Raw genomic sequence first — 20,522 nt, forward strand, 5'->3', positions numbered from 1 at the left:
GAATATGTCGCCCGCAGTGCCCGGAAAGTGCGTGAGCGGCAACCCCGTGTGACAAATGGAACAGGACAACCTTACATAGAGACGGGGTGGAATCATTACCTCTGCGAACACCACTGAGCCACTTGGCATTGGTCGCAGTTCGCCGATCTGATTCCAGTTAAATCCCGCTCAGAGGATAGTATCAGCATACCACGCTTTTAGCATCAACGTCCCAAAACCTACTACAACGCTCGCCAACATCGTTAGTACGGCGAGCTCGGTGCGCCCGCTTTGTCCACAAATTCGAGTCGGCTAGCCAGCGGGAAGCGAATCGCTGCGCCCAGCCATCGACCTGACGTCAACACCACGAATGCGTCGCGTGCCAGGTTTTCAACACCTTTTTCCCGCGGATTACCCGCTCGACACCGGATCACGAACCGGCCCCCCCCAACTCGGCCGCCGACGCGCCAGCTTTTTCGGACAGCCAAACTGTGCAAACAGTGGCCGCCTATCAACTTCCCAAACCCCGCATGCGATTAAATAGAATTCAGGTATTTGCTTGGTAAAATCAAATATTTTCAAGTCTGCCGTTGGCCTCCAGTACGGACGCGTTGCCGATGTGCCCGGTCTGTTACCGCGCAGTGCCGCCCCTCGGCACGGCATTGCGACCCCGGCACTGCATTACGACCCCGGCACTGCATTACGGGGGGGCTACTTGCCAAACCCACGATCAGCGACGATCATGTCGACAGGTGGCCGTTGCGTCCCAGACGGTAGAACATGGGAGTCGCTATTCGTATAGAGATGGCTCGGATGGATCAGACTCAGTTCAGCGATGGATCCGCTCAACTCCATTTCCGCGATTATGATACCCATGGTTTTTATGACGAACTAATCGACGAACATGGGCACCCCCGTCCCGGGGCCGAGCTGTTGATCCAACGCATTCAAGACCTCCCCAGCGGAGAGTTGTTACAGCGGCAGCAGACCGCCGAGCGGTCTTTGTTTCGCATGGGAATCACGTTCAACGTGTACGGTGATGAACGGGGAGCGGAGAAAATTTTTCCGTTCGATTTGCTACCACGGATCATTGCTGCCGCCGAATGGGACCAGCTCGAACGGGGACTGAAGCAGCGAATCCGCGCGCTCAATATGTTCATTGATGATTGCTATCACGATCAGCATATCATCCGCGACGGCATCGTTCCTCGCGATATTCTTGACAGTGCGAAGAGTTTCCGCAAACAGTGTGTGGGGCTGAATCCGCCGCGGGGCATTTGGTGTCACATCACGGGCACAGACCTAGTGCGTGACAAGGACGGCACTGTCTACGTGCTCGAAGACAATCTCCGCTGCCCCTCGGGCGTCTCCTACGTGCTGCAAAACCGTTTCGTCATGAAGCGGAGTTTTCCTTGGTTGTTTGACGCGACCCATGTACGTCCGGTGGTGGATTATCCCGGCCGGTTGTTCCGCCTGCTCGAACATCTCGCCCCCGACAGCATTAGTTCGCCCACCATTGCTGTGCTTACGCCGGGGGTGTTTAATTCGGCCTACTATGAGCACTCCTTCTTGGCTCAACAAATGGGGGTGCAATTGGTGGAAGGACGCGATTTGGTAATTCGCGACGGTTTTGTCTGCATGCGAACGACCAAGGGCTTCCAGCAAGTCGACGTGCTTTACCGCCGCATCGACGATGATTTCATGGATCCCAAAGAGTTCCGCGAAGACTCGCTGCTCGGTGTGCCCGGTTTGATGGACGTTTATCGCAACGGACGCATCGCCTTGGCCAACGCGCCGGGAACCGGGGTCGCCGACGACAAGGTGATCTACGCTTACGTGGAGAAGATGATCGCTTATTATTTAAACGAACAAGCGATCATCCCCAATGTGCCGACCTACGTTTGTTTTCACGAAGAGGATCGCAAATATGTCCTCGCCAACTTGGACAAACTGGTCGTCAAAGCGGCCAATGAAGCGGGCGGTTATGGCATTTTGGTTGGCCCCCACGCCAGCGAAGAAGAGCGTCGCAAGTTCGCCCATTTAATCGAAGAAAATCCACGCAATTACATCGCTCAACCAACACTTTCCCTATCGAGAATCCCCACCCTGATCGATGGACAATTCGAAGGTCGCCACGTCGATCTGCGACCTTATATTTTGTTCGGCGAGGATATCTACGTGCTCCCGGGTGGTTTGACGCGAGTCGCACTTCGCAAGGGTTCGCTGGTAGTTAATTCTTCTCAAGGTGGCGGCAGCAAGGATACTTGGGTAATGGCCGGCAAGCCGACCGCTGCGGGCGAGCAGACGCAAAGCCAAAATGCGTCAAGCTCCCAGTCGCAATCCCAGTCGCAAACTCAATCTCAATCGCTTCAGTAACCTTCATCGGACCGAGGAACTAGATGCTAAGCCGCGTTGCTGATGCGATTTATTGGATGAGCCGTTATGTCGAACGGGCGGAAAACCTGGCGCGATTTATCGAGGTGACTCACTACGTCACAATGGATATGCCGCCCGGCTCCGCCGAACAATGGAATGCGCTCGTTTCCGCCTCGGGAGATCGCGACTTATTCGAAGAGCTCTACGGCCAACCGTCTCGCGAGAACGTGATTCGCTTTTTGACTTTCGAGCGCAAAAACCCCAACTCGATCTACTCCTGCGTGGCGGCGGCGCGGGAAAACGCAAGAAGCGTTCGCGAAGTCATTGGCTCGGAAATGTGGGAACAGATCAACCAGTTCTACATTTTTGTGCGAGCCGCAGCGATGAATCCGGGAGAGCTGCCGGATGAATTTTTTCATCAAGTCAAGATGTGCAGCCACACCTTCTTGGGCATCACCGTGGCCACCTTTTCACAAGGGGAAGCGTGGCACTTTGCCCGCCTTGCGCGCGTCTTAGAACGTGCCGACAAGACGTCGCGAATTCTCGATATGAAGTACTTTATCTTACTGCCTAAACTCCAAGACGTGGGCACCCCGATCGACGACCTCCAGTGGTCGGCGGTGCTGCAAAGTGTCAGCGGTTTCGAGATGTATCGCAAACGCCATCACGGGATCACGCCCAAACGCGTTGTCGACTTCATGGTCCTTGATCGCAATTTCCCCCGAGCGATCATGCACTGCGTGCAAATGGCCAACGCCTCGGCACACGCCATTTCAGGTTCGCCGGAGGGAACGTTTTGGAACGTCGCCGAGAAACGCTTGGGCCAACTCGGCAGCGAACTGGCTTATCTCACGGTCGACGAAATCGTCAGCATGGGGCTACACGAATTCCTCGACTCCTTGCAATCAAAGCTCAACCTGATCGGTGATGGTATCTTCGAAACCTTCATTACCAAAGAACCCCGCGAGTCGCTCTCTGATTGAGCAGGTTCCATCAGCCGCCACGCGCCAGTGTCCGGTTCCTCACGGATATCAGGCCCCCCCTCGCAAATCGTGAGAAAAAACGTCATATTCCGTTCGGTTTTTTCTTACGATTCGCACTTCGGTTGTCGCCATGGCTCAGGCCACCCCTTTTGTTTTTGTCTGTTGTCACCATGGCGCGGAGGCCCCTCTAAAAGATGAGTTCACCACGCAAGGGTGGCGATTGGCCTTTTCCCGGCCCGGTTTTGTTTCGTTTAAATCAAATGAAGCGGGCTCGCTGAAACGGGAGCTTCCCCATGGCGTCTTTGCCCGCTCGACATCGTGGTCGATTGGCAGAGTTCAAGCGACCGAGACCGCAGAGCTCACCAAGCAGATTACCTGGTTGCTGAGCGATGTTGCCCAGGCTGCCGAGCCGGCTCAGTTGCAGCCGGCTGCAACTGAACTCGACGACCGTCCATCCCCCCCCTTTCCACCCGCCCAGTTTGAGGCGCTACATTTATGGGCTCGCGATCGTTTACCGGTGGGGGAGCACAATTATGAAACCGGTCCCGAGGCTTTGACCCAGGCGGCTGCGGAGGATGTTGCCCATCGCTTGCATGCGAGTGGGATTATCGTCAGCGGATTGCCGAATCAGCCTGTCGACAGCGGCCGAGCCGTGCTCGACGTGGTGATGATCGACCCGGGCCAGTGGATGATCGGTTGGCACCAAGCGGCCAACTCGCCACCAACGCGCTGGGCAGGTGGCTTTCCGCCGCTGGACATGTCCCACGATGTCGTTTCCAGAGCCTATTTTAAAGCGGCCGAAGCGTTACTCTGGTCGCGCATGCCCTTGCGTCCTGGTGAAACGGTGGTGGAGATTGGCAGCGCTCCGGGCGGGGCTGCCCAGCGTCTGCTGGAATTGGGCATGCAAGTCATCGGGGTGGATCCCGCCGAGATGGATCCCGATGTGGCAGAACATCCAAATTTTGAACATATCAGAGCCCGCGGCGGAGACGTCAAACGCAGTTGCTATCGCGACGCCAAATGGTTGTTGGTCGACTCTACGGTTCGCCCCGACAAAACTCTGGTAACAGTCGAAAACATCGTGGGCAACCGCCAAGTTAAAATTAACGGCATGTTGCTAACGATGAAGATTGGTCGCTATGACCAAGCAGACCGCATTCCCGGTTGGTGCCGCACAATCCGGCAATGGGGCTTTACGCAAATTGAAGTTCGCCAATTGGCTACTGGCAAATGTGAAGTTTGCATCGCCGCCAAACGCCCCATCAATGAGTTTCTGTAGGGCGCCAATTCCAGCCGCTCGCTCAGCGGCCTGGGAACGAGCCGGCAAAGCCTAATGAATCATCCCCCGCGATTACTGGCCCAATAGGCTTTGCACCGTCATTGCGCGGGGCGCCGCCAGCAGCGAAGTGCCATCTGAGAACTCAACTCGCCGGGGCGTTTGCTCGAAATTGTAAACCGCGTAAGTCCGTTTGCCGGCTTTGGAGTAGACATTAAAGAATGGGTGGTCGGCGGTCACCGCGGCATCGTTCACGCCGAGTCGATCAAGGGTATGAATCCAGTGATACATGAATGCGTGTGAATTGCCCGTCTCGACGTGACACTCCGGAGTTGCTTGCAGATATTTGACTGCGGAATTTGGGTCTTGCAGGGCACCAAACATCACTAACAAATCACCCCAAGGCATGTTGAAATCGTCGCCCCCCGTGCGAGTTTCGCAAATTCGCTCGAAGCTCAATTGGACATAATCGCGATGACGCCCCAGATAGATCGAGGCGGGGGTAAAGGGCAGCCAATTAATGCCATGAATGCAGTCGACTTCAGCTGAGAACCAAGTCTCATAGCTGCCTTTGCCACCCCACACCATCCCCACCGCAACGTGAGGATAGTCGGCGGGAAAGTTGCTCCCGGCAACGTCAAACCAATACTCCTCAACGGCGGTTCGTTCCGTATTAAACAGGAATATCCCCGCATCACGAATCGCATCATTCCCCGTCACCTCGCCCCACAACATCATGGCATACCAAGCGTTCATCGATTCCGATGATGACTCTTGGTTATTGCCGTCGGCAAATTTTGCGTGCCCCGACGCCCAGGAGTGTCCGGCGTAAATATCGAAACAGCGAAGCTGTGGGAAAAGCTTGTCATCGGCCGCGCTGCTAGCAATATCGCCGACCAACAAGTTCACCATTGGCCCCCAATTTTCGGCCCAATCGGGCTGGAGTCTCGCCAATTCGGCCGCCGCGCGAATGAAATAGCCATAATGAAAATGGTGATCATTGAGCTGATCATCGCTGCCATATGAAGGTGGACTGCCGATCAAGGTTCCCCAGTTCGCATCATAATAAAACAGCGTTGCACTTTCGTTAGCCGAGGCGGTCAACCAGTTTTCCAGCCGCATTTTGATTTCGCCGACAAACTGCTGCTGCAATTGAGTCTCGCCGAGCGCTTCCGCAATACCGCTCAATGAGGCGAGCTTGCCTAGCCGTTTGCCTTCCCAGTACGTATCGCGAAACTCGGATTCGGCACCGGTTGCCTCTCGCTGAAGATAATTCAACATCGTCTGTCGGTCCGCGATTCCTTCCGCTGGCAACATCGGCAATACGCCCTGCAGCGGAACCTTGGTGGAGAATTCCCTCCCGACCGCGAGTTTCATTTCGCCTCGCACGCTGCGGTAACTTTTGCCGGTCAACGCCTGGGAAGAGTATTTCCATTGATGCGGGTACAGAGCGAACAAGGTTTCCTTTGAGGTGGAGCCTTCCATGGATTGCGTGACGAATTGATAGTCAACCTCAACCGTCCCCGCCACAATCCGCGGGACGGCAGTCGTGCTGACAACGTGGTTGTGTGCGTGCCGCGCGAACATCGCCAGGGTTTCAGGTTGGTTGTCAGGCAGCAACGCGATTGAGCAGTAGTCTTGCTCGGATTGGTTGGTCGCAATCAAACCATCGATGCCCGACCAACGGCTACCCCGTGCACCAAATAAACCATAATGATTTCCACGTACGGTGATGCCGATGACGGCAGCCTCAGCGGGAACACTCCAGATGATCGGCTTTTCAGCAAACCGCAGCTGTGGTTTACCCGCTTCGTAGCGGCAGAAGACAAACGGACTGCCATGACCAAAAGTTGTTCGTAGTTTGGCGTCGGCCGCAGTGAATTCAGCAGTCACGAACCACTGCGAATGCGCAGCCAAGCGAGCGTCTGGAAAATCTGACTCGGCCGTATGCCCGATCACAATGTCTCCACGCTCTGAGACACCGCCGCCGATAATATGTCCCGATCCGGCAACGATTGCCGCCCCCGGGTAACTGACTGATAGACCGCCGGCATGGCAGACCATCGCCAGAGGATGCGGGAACATGTTTTGCGAATATCGCTCCCAAACAAGCGAACTCCACCATTGGTTGGTGGGAGTCGGACCTGCCAAGTCAGCGGTTTTAAAGATCTCCGACTGCAGCACCGCACATGGCTCGGGGCGCACCAGCGAGTAGCTGCCTTGCCCCACAGCTACCGCCTGCTCCTCCGCAGCAAAAACGCTGGGGAAAGCCAAAACTGCCAGGCAACCAAGGAACGATGCCGTATAGGAAAAGAGACTCGTGGCCAGCAGTTTCATGTAAAATTCCGACTTAAGTTTTGCAGCTAACCGAAACCGTCTAACGCATCTCAAGAACGGCTCTCCGCACTACGATAGCTGGCGTCACAACAAAAGCCAAGGTAATGGTTTTTATCAAGGTACTGGTTCCTATTCTGATCGTTGTCTGTCCGGAGCACGGCCCGTGCGGCGGACGGTCATGGAACGACGCCCTGCCCCAACGTAGAATAAAACTGCGATTAGAATCTGGCCCCAAAGCACCCCGGCAATATTCCTCCCCGATGCCTGCGGGGATTTCTGCAAGCCTAAAAAGTCGAAGTCTTGAACACTGACAACATCGAACCGACCGACACATGGTTGACGCATCAATGGATTGTGGCGGGGATTGTGGCCGCGGCCGCTCGCTTTATCCCGCTACCATTTATGGACGATGTCGTTCGCGATCAGTGTCGCCGGTTCGTGGTCGCCCGCACGCTGGCCGCCCACCCAACCACCGGCACCACGCTCGTCGATTTAACTCCCTTTTATGCCGACAGCGGTGGTTGTGCCACGGGGTTTCTCGGCATGCTGGCCAAAGCTCCGCTAAAACTCCTGCTGTTTCCAATCCGCAAGATTGTCGTGATCGTGACTTCGATCCGCGGAGTGCCACTTGAAATGACGCGAACGATCTTGCTTGGCCGCACCTTGCAGCGGCAACTGGCCAGCGGGCCGATCGATCCGCAGCGCGCCGCACGCATGCGGCTGGCCTTCGACGAAGCCTTCTCACTGATGGACTTTCGGGCGATTCAAGCCGCTCTCTCCGATGCGATGCGAGGCGTTGCCGACTGGAAAGGCGCGGCCATTAAAGCAGCCCGCAAGCTCGCCAGCAGCTCCCGCCAGCAAGCGGCGACAGACATCCGTACCACGGCTCCGGTGGATCAAAGTGCGGATCGCGTGCAGAACGTACTGGAGCGGCCGGAGACAGTGAAACTCTTCGCAGAATTCGACGCTCGCTTTGATCGAGCATACCGCGCGTGACTCTGTCGTTTATAATGAACGGCTATCGGGTGCTGAGCCAAGATTACGTCGCTGTCGGAGCATGACCAGTGTGTCGTTTTTATTATTGCCTGACGTTGCTGGCAGCCGCGACATTGCAGGCACCCGCTTGGGCCGACTTTGCGACGTTTGCGGAACGTCACTGCTTGGCGTGTCACGGAGCGGACGCGGAGCCGGGATTGATTCGAATCGACCAGCTGACGGCCCCGGCCGCCACGAGCACCGGCGCGCAAAGCTGGACGCGGATTGTGGAGGTGCTGGAGTCGGGCGAAATGCCTCCACCCGATCACCCGCGCCCGGATGCGGCGGAGATTCGTGGTGCTGTCGAGCAAATAGTCTCGCGGATTGCCGCCACCGTCCCCCCGCCGAAGAGTGCCTTGCGACGCATGAATCGACGCGAATATGAAAACACGGTGCACGACCTGCTTGGGATCGATGTGCCGCTGCTGGACCTGCTGCCAGAGGATGGTAGTTCGCAGGGTTTCGACAACGTGGCCGATGGTTTGAGCATCTCCTCTGTCTTGATGGAACAATATCTCGAAGCCGCTAACGTGGCTTTCGACGCGGTGATCCGCCGGATTGTCCCCTTGCCCCCCGCAGTCCGTCGAGTCGAGTTAATGGCCGTCAAGGAAAACATTGATTCGGTGGAGAAACGCAAAGGAGGGACGATCGAAGTGGCCGACTCGTTCGTAAAGTTTACTCCCGGTTGGCCACCAGCCAGGCTCGACGCGGTCCATCCCATCGAAGATGGAATCTATCGCTGCCGCGTCGCACTTTGGCCGCACGATCCCAGCGATCGCACGTTGGCGGTGGCCATCTACGTCGGCTCACTATTTGGCCCCGAAACTCGCAAGTTTATGGGCATCTACGACGTGGTGGGGACCCCCGAAAAACCGCGAGTCATCGAATTCACCACGTTTATCGAAGAGGGGCACGCGATTCACATCGTGCCGCGGATCTGGCCGGAGCATGTCACATGGCGCGACAAGCACGAACCACGTCCGGGGATCGGTATCACCTGGGCGGAGACCTACGGCCCGATCGACCAGAGCTTTCCCTCGGAATCACAGAAAACACTTTTTGGCGATCGCGACAGCATCAGCATGCATCCCGATCAACCGATCTACATGCGTCATCGTAAAGGTGTGAAAACGCACATCGTTGAATCGAGCAGGCCGGTTGAGGATGCCGAACGCATCATTCGCGATTTTATCCCGCGAGCATTTCGGCGCCCCGTCGGGGAGGAAGAAATGGCTCCTTTCTTACGACTGACACTGGCTAAACTGGCTTCCGGTCGCACATTTGAACAAGCGGTGCGGGCCGGCGTCACCGCTGTCTTGTGCGCCCCACAATTCTTACTGCTCAACCAAGCTCAACAAGTTGATGACTACACATTGGCTTCCAGACTCTCCTACTTTTTCTGGTCTTCGATGCCAGATGCCGAGTTGCTCGACTTGGCTGCCTCAGGACAGCTTTCCCAACCGGCGGTGCGGCACCAACAAGTCGAAAGGATGTTGGCAGACCCTAAAAGCAAAGCCTTCATCGAAAACTTTACCGGCCAGTGGTTAGATTTGAGAGAGATTGAATTTACCACTCCGGATGGCAAACTTTATCCTGAATTTGATCCGCTGCTGCAGGCAGCGATGCTCGGTGAAACCATTCATTTCTTCCAGCATATGCTGACGGAGGACCTCAGCGTATTCAACTTTATCGATTCCGATTGGACATTTCTCAACGAGCGTTTAGCGAGGCATTATGGCATCCCGGGCGTCCAGGGCCATGAGCGATTTGAGAAAGTCAGCTTGCCGGTTGATTCGATTCGTGGCGGAGTCTTGACGCAGGCGAGCCTGTTAAAAGTCACTGCCAATGGCACGACGACGTCACCCGTGCTACGTGGCGTCTGGGTCTTGGACAAACTGCTGGGGCGCACACCCGCACCACCACCTCCCGGAGTCGCCGGGGTGGAGCCTGATATTCGCGGCGCGACTACGATTCGTCAGCAATTGGAGAAACACCGTGATAACTCCAGTTGTGCTAGCTGTCATCGCAGCATCGATCCCCCTGGATTCGCGTTGGAAGTGTTTGACGCGATCGGTGGGGAACGCCAGTTTTATCGCTCGTTAGGAGCAGGCGAAAAAATCGCCGGCAACAAAAACTATCGGCAGGGACCTGACGTCGATTCAGCCGCCACGTTTGCCGACGGCCGCCAGTTTGCCAACTTTCGAGAGTTCCGCGAGGCACTCCTCGCTGACCAACAAACCGTCGCGCGGGCGATCGCGACAAAACTGTTGATTTACGGGACGGGCAGACAGATTTCCTTAGCGGAACGCCCAGTGGTCGAACGCGTCGTTAAGCAAACGGCCAGCAATCACTATGGTCTAAAAAGTATGATTCACGCGGTTGTGGATAGTGAATTATTTCTCGCTCCCTAGCATTACAACATTATTGGAGCCTCAATGAATCCTCCGCGCGCCGGCTGCTTCACCGAGCAGGACGACCGTTCTAACAATAGTCATTGTCGCGCAAACATTGGACGCCGCAGCCTGTTACGATCGGCCGGTGTGGCGATTGGATTACCGTTTTTGCAATGCTTGCAGAGTTCGCAAGCGAAAGCGAAAGCGAATCAGCAGCCACAACGGCCAAGTGACGTGCGGCGGATGCTGGCGATTTGCGCGCCGCTGGGATTGCACACCCCTAACTTATTTCCGGCGACGGCGGGAGCCGCTTATGAGACGACTCCCTACTTAGAACCATTGCAACCGCTGCGAGATAAATTTTCGGTGATCTCGGGGCTGCTGCATCCCGATGTCGACGGGGGACATAGTGCGGAGAAAAGTTTTCTCACCGGCGCGGCACACCCGGGACAACCTAGTTTTCAAAATACCATTTCCGTCGATCAATACGCCGCGGAACAAATCGGTTATCAGACGCGGTTTGCTTCGCTGACGTTAGCCACCGATCGCTCCAGTTTGTCATACACGCGATCGGGGGTGCAGATTCCAGCCGAGACTCGCCCCTCGAAATTGTTTGCCAAATTGTTTCTCGAAGGGAGTCAAGCCGAACAGGAAGCGCAGCTGCGGCGCATCAAGGACGGCCAGAGTATCATGGATTTGGTCCTTGATCAGACACGTCGTTTGTCGGGAATCGCCCCTGCCGAAGACAATCGCACCCTTGATCAATACATGACCAGTGTCCGCGAGTTGGAACAACGTTTGATGTTGGCCGAACAATGGGCCAAACATCCCAAACCTCAAGTTGATTACGAGCCGCCAACCGACATCTCGGATCGAGCCAACTTTACCGGCCGCATGCAGTTGATGTTTGACATGATATTTTTGGCGATTCAAACCGACTCCACCCGTTTGATCACTTTGATGGGTGCCGGTGGCAACGAAGTGGTCGCTTTGCAGGGCGTTGATGACGGTTGGCACAATCTCAGCCATCATGGTCGCGATCCGCACAAGCTTGAGATGCTAGCGATCATCGAACGCGAAGAGATGCGATTGCTGGGCGAGTTGCTGCAGAAGTTAGAAAGCGTACGAGAGGGGGAACACACGCTGCTGGATCAGACAGCCGTGTTGCTGGGCTCCAACTTGGGCAACGCTTCGGCACACAACAACACGAACCTGCCGATCATTGCCGCTGGAGGCCATTTTCGCCACGGCCAGCACTTGGCCTTCAACCCCGAGCGTCCCGCGCCGCTCTGCAATCTATTGGTCAGCTATCTGCAACACCTGGGGCTGGAGACCGATAGTTTTTCCAGCGGCAACAGCACGCTCAGCGGACTCGAGTTTGCCTAGAGCACCTCGACATAAGTCTTATGGGGTCAGCGGCAGCGGTTCACAGAGCAGGCGTTGATAGAGTTGGGCGACTGCTGATTCCGCGGGCTGCTCGGCCCAACGGACCGTCCAAAAACGTGCTTTACGAATCACACCTTTCTCCAAGAATTCAGCCAGCAGACGAATATGCAAATGGGTGGCCGAGGGTTCAAGTTCACTGGCGGCCGCGCGATCGCTCGGTGGCAACATCAAGACGGTGCTGCCGGCGGCAGAATGCGAGGGCGTAGCGTTCAATTCAATGACGGCGGGAATTTGGGTGAGCGACGAGTTGTTCCTGGTGGACGGTAGCACGGCGTGCTCGCTGAGTGGATCGGCCTCCCCGGCGGCTGGCACTAAGGTTAAAGGTTGCCCACCAAAATCACTGATTAGATCGATTGTGGGGAGGCTATCTAGTAGCGAAGTTTGCACGGCAATGATGGTTTCCAAGGCGCAAAAGTTTGCCTCGCAAAAACTGACCCGCTGGGTGACCACAAGGCCAAACGAACTGGTCGCATCTTGCGGCATCATTGCAATGGCGTCATGTCCGCGAAAATAATTTTCCGTCATCGCGGGGAAGGCTGAGGTGGACAATTGGTCGAACAGGCCAGGCTCCACGCGATCCCGTGGGGGCGTTACTCGCAGCCGAGGATGGTCAGTGAAGTCGGCACCGGGGGCGGCGAACTCCAGCCCCAGTTCGGGGCGATCCAGGCGGCTGCGGACTCGCCAACCATGGCGGTTGTCCGCAAAGACCGCGAGGGTGTTCTGGTTTTCTGCAAGACTCCAAGCCACGCCAATGTCCTTAGTTCGGATGAACAAAAAAACCCCGCTATCGCGCAGGGGATGCGGACAGCGGGGCCGGAACAGAGAAGAGGCCTTTCTGTTAGCCGCTCGGCAAAGCGAACGGACTCTTCTAGCTTACCAGCTGTGTCCAGCCTGTCCACAGTTTTCACAAAATGTGACTACATCAGCGGAAGTTGTCCACTGCCCCCGCGATGGGCAATTTTTTCGATGGTTGCCGGCAATTGGTCAATCCCATCAATGATGTAATCAGCACCCAATTCAGCAAACTCCATGCGAATTGTCTCCAGGCGCTCCTCGAGCTCCTCCGGATCAAACGCCTCGACCTCTTGCTGAGAGAGCCCCAGCTGATTCCCCGTTTTAACTACCGCGACGGTCCACGCACCGGCCGCTTTGCCAGCTCGGATGCCGACCGGGGTATCGTCGACCTTAACACATGTCCAGGCGGGGTAGGCGTTCATGCGATGCAGTGCTTCCAGGAACATCCAGGGAGCGGGGCGGCCGTGTTGGACTTCATCACCGCAAACCAGCGAATGGGGCGTGTAACCTTGAGCCGCAGCGGCGGGCAAAATCACCTCCATCAATTCGCGGGTGTAGCCGGTGGTGGAACCGACAGCGATGCCACGTTCCAAGAGCCACTGGAAAGTTTCCGCGGTGCCCGGGATGAGGTCCGTGTATTGGCCAAGGATGCTCAACTGCAGGGGCAGGAACTCGGAGTAGAGCCGATCAACGTCTTGAGCATTGGGAGCTGCCCCGTGGGCTGCTGTCCACCTTTCCGCCACGTCGGGCATGGCAGCGATCTGGGCAATATGATCGCGTTTGGAGGCCCCCATTGGCTCGCGAGCTTGTTGCTGCGTGATCGGGACGCCGGCGCTGGCAAAAATTTCTTGAAAAACTCGTGCGGGAGCCATGCAGCCATAATCCACGGTGGTACCCGCCCAATCAAGCACAACGGCGGTAATCGATCGCTCGCTCACAAGCAAAGACTCCTAGTAAGATGCGGGTTCGGCACCATTGGATGGGCAATGTCCCGCTTGGGTTTTCGAATGGGTCCTAAATCGCAACGGGCCCTTAAATCGCAACTGGGCGGCCTTGGGCAATACTCTCGGCAATTCGGCTGCTCAAAACCAACGCATCGGCGGCCAATTCGCCTTGCAAAGCGGCCAACGCGGGGGCTCCGGCGACTGCCGCTGCGGCCGCGTCGATTTCATCAACAAAGGCATCGACCGGATCGCCGGCACCCAGGTCGGGACGTTCGATTCGCCCGTCCGCGGTCAGCACTTTGAGCGGCATCGCCTCGCCGCCATCGTCAAAGGCGGCTGATTGAAACTGCAGCGTCGCTTGTTCGAAATGCGCTTCAAAACCATGCGTAAATGGTCGACCATGTTGATTGATGACACCGCCGCGAGCGGCAACGACTAAGTTGGGGTCAGCGAAGTCATAAATCGTCTCAAAGTATTGCGGCGTGCCTTGATGCAGTCGGCCCCGCGCGTAGACGCCTTTGGGCATGCCAAACAATAAACGGATCAAGTGGGTGTCGTGAACGTGCAAGTCGATCAAGGGACCACCGACTTTGGCTGGGTCATAAAAATCGGGGTTCCAATCGACCGGGCCGATCGTGCGCACCACGTGTAAGCCCAATAGCTTTCCGTATTGTCCCGAAGCGGCGGCCTGAGCCAAAAAGCGGAATTCCGCCATGAACGGCAGCACGTGCCCGACCAACAGCAACCGGTTAGCCTGCTTGGCGGCAGCCACCAACTTCAGGGCGTCGTCACCCGACAGAGCCAAGGGTTTCTCGCACAGCACGTGCTTGCCCGCTTGGAAACAGGCCAGCACTTGGGGAACGTGCAGATGCGGCGGCGTGCACAGATCGACCAGTTCGACACTGTCATCAGCCAGCACTTCCTCAAGCGTCGTGTAAACCGTCAGATTGGAGACATCGATCTGCTCTCCTGGAGGGCCAAAGTTGCCCTGAATGCCGGTCCAATCGCCAGCACGCTTGCGATCATCTCGGCTGGCAAAGCCGACCAAAGTCGCTTGTTGCGACTTTTGGTACGCCAAATAGTGAATCCATCCCATGAATCCAACTCCGACGATCGCGGCCTTGGTCACTGTGCGACTCCTGTTGCGGGCTGTGGCGGGGTGCTAGCGTCCAAACCCAACGATCCAATAGATCCAGCCCAGCAGTTGGGGCTTAGCCGAGTAATCGGGGTTGAGACCACTAATTGGGGTTGAGACCACTGATTGGGTTGCGACGACTGATTAGGCTGTAATCGTACCCGATCAGCACGCCGTTTCCGACCCTCCAGCGGGCCAATTTTTTCCCGGTCGCCGGTCATCGCAACCGCGTGTAGCGTTCAGCCGGAATTCCCAATCGCTGTGCCGTGCTAGCGATCTGTTGGCAGAATCGTGCCGCATCTTGAGGGTAACCGGCTGTCGGGGCCAGCGCGACAGGATGCTGTTCCAGCCAAAATGCGTTGAATTGCGACATTAAACGTTCACGCAAATACTTCGCCAGCATCGAAGCGGCCGCGACCGGGACAAATTGATCGGCTTTGGTGCGAAATTCGAATTGCAGCGGCCGCTCTCCGAACATACATCGGTAACGGCTCGACGTGGCAGATTCGGCGATGATGCTGGGAAACGATTCCGGAAAATATTGCTGAATTAATCCCCCGTAGCGACGCCTCCCGCCGTGACGGTCGCAAATTACCCAAATGGAATCCGAGTCGTGCGAGGGTGAAAGCGAGTCGATCGATTGACGAATCAACGCTAGCGTGCACTCCGACAACAAGGTCGCTTTATTGCCAGCCAGCTGGCAACCAGCGTTAAATCGCACCGCATCCAACACGCGGCAGCGCAGCGACAACAAGCGGGGTCCCCCGTCCAACCAAGCATCTGCGGCTACCAACTGCTCGGCGGGTAACTGTTCAGCGGGTAACTGTTCAGCGGGTAAAGTCGCCGAGTGCGGCGCGGCGACCCCCAGCGGGAAGGGCAGATCAAGCTGCTCGAACCAACGCTGTTGTTGCAAGCCAGCGAGGTCATCAGCGGCAACAAATTGGATCAACTCGGCCAGCGTGCTGGGCAACGCCGGCCCCGACTTGCGTTTTCCAGCGGAGCAACAAATTCGCCGCAGCAACAGCCAGATCGGCAACTCCAATTGCCACAGTGGATCGGGGCGATTTCGTTGGTAGAGCTGTTTGGAATCAGCGAACTGAAGTTTTGTTTTGATTTCACCGGCAGGACCGGCGGCCAAGCTGGCAAAGGCTTGCTCCGGGACGAGCGAGTCGTCGAATTCCCAGCAAGTTGCCGCAATCAACAAGGGGCCCAATTTGGGCCCGTAACCGGCTTCGTCGGTCGCGATTAAATAAGCCACGCGGGCAATTCCAGCAGGTCGCCAACTCTTACGCTAACAGTTCCGTGACGGGTTGTCCTTGATTGGCGATTTTGAAGGGACGCCCGTTGGGAGCAGTATATTCGGTCGTCGTGGAAAGCCCCAGGGCGGTTGCAACGGTGGCGTTGAAATCGGCGATCGAAACCGGCTTGTCAGCAACCCCAAAGCCTTTTTCATCAGACGCTCCGTAAACTTGCCCGGTGCGAATACCGGCCCCCGCGAGCAGGCAGGAAAAGGCCCCGGGATGATGATCGCGGCCGGCATTTTCGTTGATGCTGGGAGTCCGTCCAAACTCGGTCGCCAGCACGACCAGCGTGCTTTCCAATAATCCGCGAGTGTGCAGGTCAGTCAACAACGCGGACAACCCCTGGTCGAGACTCGGCCCGAACTCTCCGAGTTTTTCGTACAGACCGTTATGCATATCCCAGCCACCGTAATTGACCTCCACGCAAGGCACTCCCTCTTCGATCAACCGCCGCGCCAACAAGCAACCTTGGCCGAAGCGATTCATGCCATAAGCCGAACGGATCGCGTCCGACTCGGCTTTGATATTGAAGGCGGCTAACTTTTTACTGCCCATCAAACGAATCGCGTCAAGATACATTTGATTATAAGCCTGCACCTCGGGCCCCTGATACTTTTGCCGAAAATAGCGATCAAACTTGTTCGTTAAACTCATGCGATGGTTAAAATCACGATCGCTGAGATAGCCAGGTTTCTTAGCGTTCTCCAACCCCTTGGTAGGATCTCCAATCGGCACGGGAGCCAACCCGGGCGGTAAAAAACCAGCCATCGGATGATCATTATCAGCGCCGATCAAAATATTTGCCGGCAGCTCTTTCGGCCCGCGAAAGCCAGCGTTCAACATCCAAGCTCCCAAGGCCGGATGGCGGATGCTGTTGATCGCCGAGTAAGAGGTCCGCATTAGATAGCGGCCCGGTTCGTGCGCTCCCGTCTCGGTGCTGAGCGACCGGACAACCGCCAGAGCACCTGCCAACTTTGCTAAACGAGGAAAATGATTGCCAAACTTAACGCCGGCGATCGTCGTACCGATTGGTTCCGTTTCGCCCTGCGAGGATGTGCTCGGCTTCGGATCAAAGGTATCGAGATGGCTCATCGCGCCATCCATAAACAAATAGATCACCCGCTTGGCTTTACCTGTTGGTGGTGCCGCCAGGGCAAGCCGTCCACCGGCTAGCCCAGCGACGCTGACTCCCAAGCAACACTTGGCAGCCGCACACATCAGATCACGTCGCGAACGCTCGAAAGGGTCCATCGGTTCTGCTCCCAAACAAATATGCAATGCTGCGAAAAACAAGTGTTCGCCTAACGAACAAACAAAAACTCACGCGTGTTCAGCAACGACCAGATAATGTTCCCCAAACCAATCAAGGGTGTTTTGGCACTGCCCACTTCCGCGGCCGCAATCCGGCGATCCTCGACTGTCGGCTCTCTGGCCAGCACCGTCAGGAAGATCAGGTCGACCGCTTCGCGAGGATTTTCGGTCGCAGCGACGGCATCATAAATTCGCGACCCCCGTTCCAACATGGAATGCGTAATGGGACCATTAAACATGGTGAGAATTTGCGGCACCGTGGCCGCTTTGGTACCGCCACTAATGCTGGCCCGGTCGCTCTGGCCAAACTGCCGCAGGAAATGCCCCGCCGGCATCGGCGTTGGCAACTCGCTGGCTTTCGCTAGCAACAATCCCTTGTAACCATGTTGTTTGTTAAGGTTCTGTTTGTAAACGTTGAGCAGATAAGTCTTACTAAATCTGTCAGCTTGAGTTTGCACTTGATTAAAGTTGACTTGATCTAAATCCAAAGCAACATACTGACGCAACTGGGCAGCGGTGGGACGTTGGAATGGCCAGGGGTTATAAACCGTTAGCGTCAAGATTGAATCCCAGACTTGCTCAGCAGTCATCCGCCGCAGCGCAGGGCCCGTGTAAGTAAAGCTCTTCCAATCCGCGATATCGACCTCGACCGAATCGAGCTGGTACGACGTGGAGTAAACAATCCGTCGAATTAACTCTTTCAAATCAAAGTCAGTTTCCACGAGTTGCTCGGCCAGCGTGGTCAACAATTCCTCGCTGAACGGCGGATTGGAGTCTTTAAAGTCATCCACCGGCTCGACCACCCCCACTCCCGTCAAACGCTGCCACAAACGGTTGGCGACCGTGCGGGAAAATCGCTCGTTGTCAGCGGAAGTCAGCCAGGCGGCAAATTGTTTGCGGGGACTGGCCTCGGACGAGCCGCTGGGCAGTTCACCCCAGGGCAATTGAGGTGAAACCACCTCGTTTGGCTTACCATCGGTGTAGGCGTAATCGTGAGGCAGCTTGAGTTTGCGTTTTGTTTCCTGCACCGAATACGTATTGGCCCGCACCAAGCGCTGCAAAGGACCGACTTGCTGTCGGGAAAGCTGTCGCTCCGCTTGGCTGATCAATGTCGGGACCGGGTTCTTCTTGTCTTTGAATTGGTTGCGTCCCAGACGGGTTAACGTTCCCGAGGTAAACGCGGCCAGTTCGTAAAACTGTCGCTGACTCCAATCCTCAAACGGGTGATCATGACACTGGGCACAACCAATTTGCGTTCCCAAGAAAATTCGCACGGTGTTGTCGACATACGGCAGTGGCATACCATTGTCACGCAACTGATATCCGACAGCCGGATTGTCCCAAATTTTGCCATCAGCGGTCAGCATCTCATAGACCCACTTGTCGTAGGCTAGGTTGGTGCGAATCGCGTCTTTCACATAAGCCAAATAAGGATCGGCAATAATGTTCGGCTCGGGCCGTTCGGTCAGCCGTAAAACGTCCGCCCACATGTTGTAGAAATTGCTAACGTAGTCGGGACTTGCCAACAAATCATCAATCAATTGCAATCGTTTTTCGGGTTCCGGGGAAGCCAAAAAAGCTTTGACTTCATCGCCGGTGGGAATGCGGCCAGCCAGATCAAGATAAATGCGACGCACAAAGGTCGAATCGCTGACCGCCGACTGGGGGCGTCGATTTCGCTGTCGCAAATGGTTGAGAACCGCTTGATCGATGCGACTCGCACCCGCTTGCGCAGCAGCCCTTGAGCCAGGCTTTACCGCCGCAACCTGCATTTGCACCGGTGCGGTCAATTGGGAACTGGCCGGCAGTTGAACCGGCGGGGGCGCCTGGGAGCGATTTGGCCGGCCCCCTTGGCCGATCGCCTGGGGGGACAGCACAAGCGAACTTCCGCCCAGCACAAACAACGCCAAGCAGCGGGCGGTAAACGCTGGCGATGGCAACACGAAACGACTAGACAAGCCCTGCATGACGTCTTCTCCTTGATGCCGATCCAAAAGCCGAGAAGAACCGTGGCGAACGCCCGTACGGCCAAAGCCTTTCAGATTGACAATTGACCACGAAGCCGCGACCGCTGTTATGATAGCAGCTGACGCGAGTGCTCACTCCCCAATCGCACCAGCATAGTCTGTAATTCCACGCCAGTGGTGCACGCAGTGACTATTTGGTCCCCAAATGTTATTCACCCCAGAACCCGAGGACTGCGAACATGACGTCAAGTCAAAGATATTCGGCTGCGATTTTCTTCAGTTTGGCATTTTTCACCATGAACAACTCGTTCCCGCAGGCAGTTGCCGCCACAGAACCGGCCAGCACAGAACCGGCCAGCACAGAACCGGCCAGCACAAAATACGAAGTCCGCGAGGATGAGCGAGGGCCGCTGGTGTTTCGTGACGATCAATTGGTTACGCAATATTTAACGGTAAGCGGCCACAAGCCGGTGCTGTACCCGCTGCACGGTCCTGATGGCGTGCCTCTGACCCGCGCATTCCCGATCGCTGATGCACTCCCCGGCGAGGCCAAAGACCATGTGCACCATCGTTCCCTGTGGTTCACCCACGGTGAAGTCAATGAGTTTGATTTTTGGGCCGAAGGGGAGCATTGCGGCAAGATCAAACAGACTTCGATCGAGGCGACGGCCGACTCCAAACAAGCCAAACTGGTGACCGAAAATGATTGGCTGACACCGGCTGGAGACGTGTTGCTGAGCGACCAACGCACGCTGGTTTTTCACGACGTGGAAGGTACCCAGGTGATCGATTTTGACGTTGTCCTGACCGCCGGCGAAACAGATGTCGTCTTCGGTGACACGAAGGAGGGCAGCTTCGGCGTCCGCGTGGCGGGCACGATGAAAGTCGACGCCAAGCAGGGAGGGACGATCTTGACCAGCCGCGGAGCAAAAGACGGAGCCGCCTGGGGCCAAGAGGCCGAATGGGTCGATTACAGCGGCCCGGTCGACGGCAAGACCTACGGAGTGACCATCATGAATCACCCCAGCAGTTTTGGCTTTCCCACTCGCTGGCACGTCCGCAGCTATGGCCTGTTCGCCGCGAATCCTTTCGGGGTTCACCACTTTGTCGGTGGAAAGCGAACCGAAGGCGTGCGATTACCGGCCGGCGAATCGCTGAGCTTGCGATATCGCCTGGTCTTGCATCGCGGCGGAGCGGCCGACGCCAACTTGGAAGCACAGTGGAAAGCCTACGCCGGCGAGTAA

The 20,522-nt window shown here is 56.4% G+C and carries 14 protein-coding genes; 7 read left to right on the forward strand and 7 right to left on the reverse strand.

Features of this window, described 5'->3' with window-relative positions; all coding sequences use genetic code 11:
* The first annotated feature begins 783 nt into the window (after window positions 1-783).
* From SH139x_RS21495 to SH139x_RS21505, 3 genes are all read left to right on the forward strand, one after another.
* Window positions 784-2,355 carry a circularly permuted type 2 ATP-grasp protein gene (locus SH139x_RS21495; RefSeq protein ID WP_488356061.1) on the forward strand — a complete coding sequence of 524 codons (1,572 nt, stop codon included), beginning with the start codon at window positions 784-786 and terminating at the stop codon, window positions 2,353-2,355.
* 23 nt (window positions 2,356-2,378) lie between these two features.
* On the forward strand, window positions 2,379-3,338 hold the full coding sequence (locus tag SH139x_RS21500; RefSeq protein WP_488351816.1) for an alpha-E domain-containing protein: 960 nt from the start codon (window positions 2,379-2,381) through the stop codon (window positions 3,336-3,338).
* Window positions 3,339-3,468: 130 nt separating this feature from the next.
* Window positions 3,469-4,617 carry an SAM-dependent methyltransferase gene (locus SH139x_RS21505; RefSeq protein ID WP_488351817.1) on the forward strand — a complete coding sequence of 383 codons (1,149 nt, stop codon included), beginning with the start codon at window positions 3,469-3,471 and terminating at the stop codon, window positions 4,615-4,617.
* A gap of 72 nt (window positions 4,618-4,689) precedes the next feature.
* Here the strand turns inward: SH139x_RS21505 and SH139x_RS21510 are convergent, their stop codons facing one another.
* A complete protein-coding gene (locus tag SH139x_RS21510) occupies window positions 4,690-6,951 on the reverse strand; it encodes a glycosyl hydrolase (protein WP_488351818.1) in 2,262 nt (753 codons plus the stop codon).
* A 300-nt stretch (window positions 6,952-7,251) separates the two neighbouring features.
* Here SH139x_RS21510 and SH139x_RS21515 point away from each other — a divergent pair, with 300 nt between their 5' ends.
* From SH139x_RS21515 to SH139x_RS21525, 3 genes are all read left to right on the forward strand, one after another.
* A complete protein-coding gene (locus tag SH139x_RS21515; RefSeq protein ID WP_488351819.1) occupies window positions 7,252-7,947 on the forward strand; it encodes a hypothetical protein in 696 nt (231 codons plus the stop codon).
* Window positions 7,948-8,015: 68 nt separating this feature from the next.
* Window positions 8,016-10,397 carry a DUF1592 domain-containing protein gene (locus tag SH139x_RS21520; protein WP_488351820.1) on the forward strand — a complete coding sequence of 794 codons (2,382 nt, stop codon included), beginning with the start codon at window positions 8,016-8,018 and terminating at the stop codon, window positions 10,395-10,397.
* A gap of 24 nt (window positions 10,398-10,421) precedes the next feature.
* Window positions 10,422-11,765: a DUF1552 domain-containing protein gene (locus tag SH139x_RS21525; protein WP_488351821.1), complete on the forward strand. Its 1,344-nt coding sequence runs from the start codon at window positions 10,422-10,424 to the stop codon at window positions 11,763-11,765.
* 18 nt (window positions 11,766-11,783) lie between these two features.
* Here the strand turns inward: SH139x_RS21525 and SH139x_RS21530 are convergent, their stop codons facing one another.
* The 6 genes from SH139x_RS21530 to SH139x_RS21555 all read right to left on the reverse strand — a co-directional run bounded on the left by SH139x_RS21530 (window position 11,784) and on the right by SH139x_RS21555 (window position 19,278).
* Entirely contained in the window at window positions 11,784-12,572 is a 789-nt protein-coding gene (locus tag SH139x_RS21530) for a hypothetical protein (protein WP_488351822.1), read from the reverse strand.
* A gap of 170 nt (window positions 12,573-12,742) precedes the next feature.
* Window positions 12,743-13,558 (reverse strand): phosphonoacetaldehyde hydrolase, encoded by an 816-nt coding sequence (gene phnX, locus SH139x_RS21535; RefSeq protein ID WP_488351823.1) that lies wholly within the window; start codon window positions 13,556-13,558, stop codon window positions 12,743-12,745.
* Between the two features lie 94 nt (window positions 13,559-13,652).
* Entirely contained in the window at window positions 13,653-14,693 is a 1,041-nt protein-coding gene (locus SH139x_RS21540) for a Gfo/Idh/MocA family protein (RefSeq protein ID WP_488351824.1), read from the reverse strand.
* 223 nt (window positions 14,694-14,916) lie between these two features.
* Window positions 14,917-15,957 carry a hypothetical protein gene (locus SH139x_RS21545; RefSeq protein WP_488351825.1) on the reverse strand — a complete coding sequence of 347 codons (1,041 nt, stop codon included), beginning with the start codon at window positions 15,955-15,957 and terminating at the stop codon, window positions 14,917-14,919.
* 28 nt (window positions 15,958-15,985) lie between these two features.
* The gene (locus SH139x_RS21550; RefSeq protein WP_488351826.1) at window positions 15,986-17,251 is read right to left on the reverse strand and encodes a DUF1501 domain-containing protein; all 1,266 of its coding nucleotides are present in this window, start codon (window positions 17,249-17,251) and stop codon (window positions 15,986-15,988) included.
* A 50-nt stretch (window positions 17,252-17,301) separates the two neighbouring features.
* Complete coding sequence (locus tag SH139x_RS21555; protein ID WP_488351827.1) at window positions 17,302-19,278, reverse strand: DUF1549 and DUF1553 domain-containing protein; 1,977 nt, start codon at window positions 19,276-19,278, stop codon at window positions 17,302-17,304.
* Between the two features lie 239 nt (window positions 19,279-19,517).
* Here SH139x_RS21555 and SH139x_RS21560 point away from each other — a divergent pair, with 239 nt between their 5' ends.
* Window positions 19,518-20,522, forward strand: coding sequence for a DUF6807 domain-containing protein (locus tag SH139x_RS21560; protein WP_488351828.1), 1,005 nt, complete (start codon window positions 19,518-19,520; stop codon window positions 20,520-20,522).

Origin of the sequence: Kothea flammea, from assembly GCF_052161645.1 — a bacterium.
Taxonomy (GTDB): Bacteria; Planctomycetota; Planctomycetia; order Pirellulales; family Pirellulaceae; genus Laterigemmans.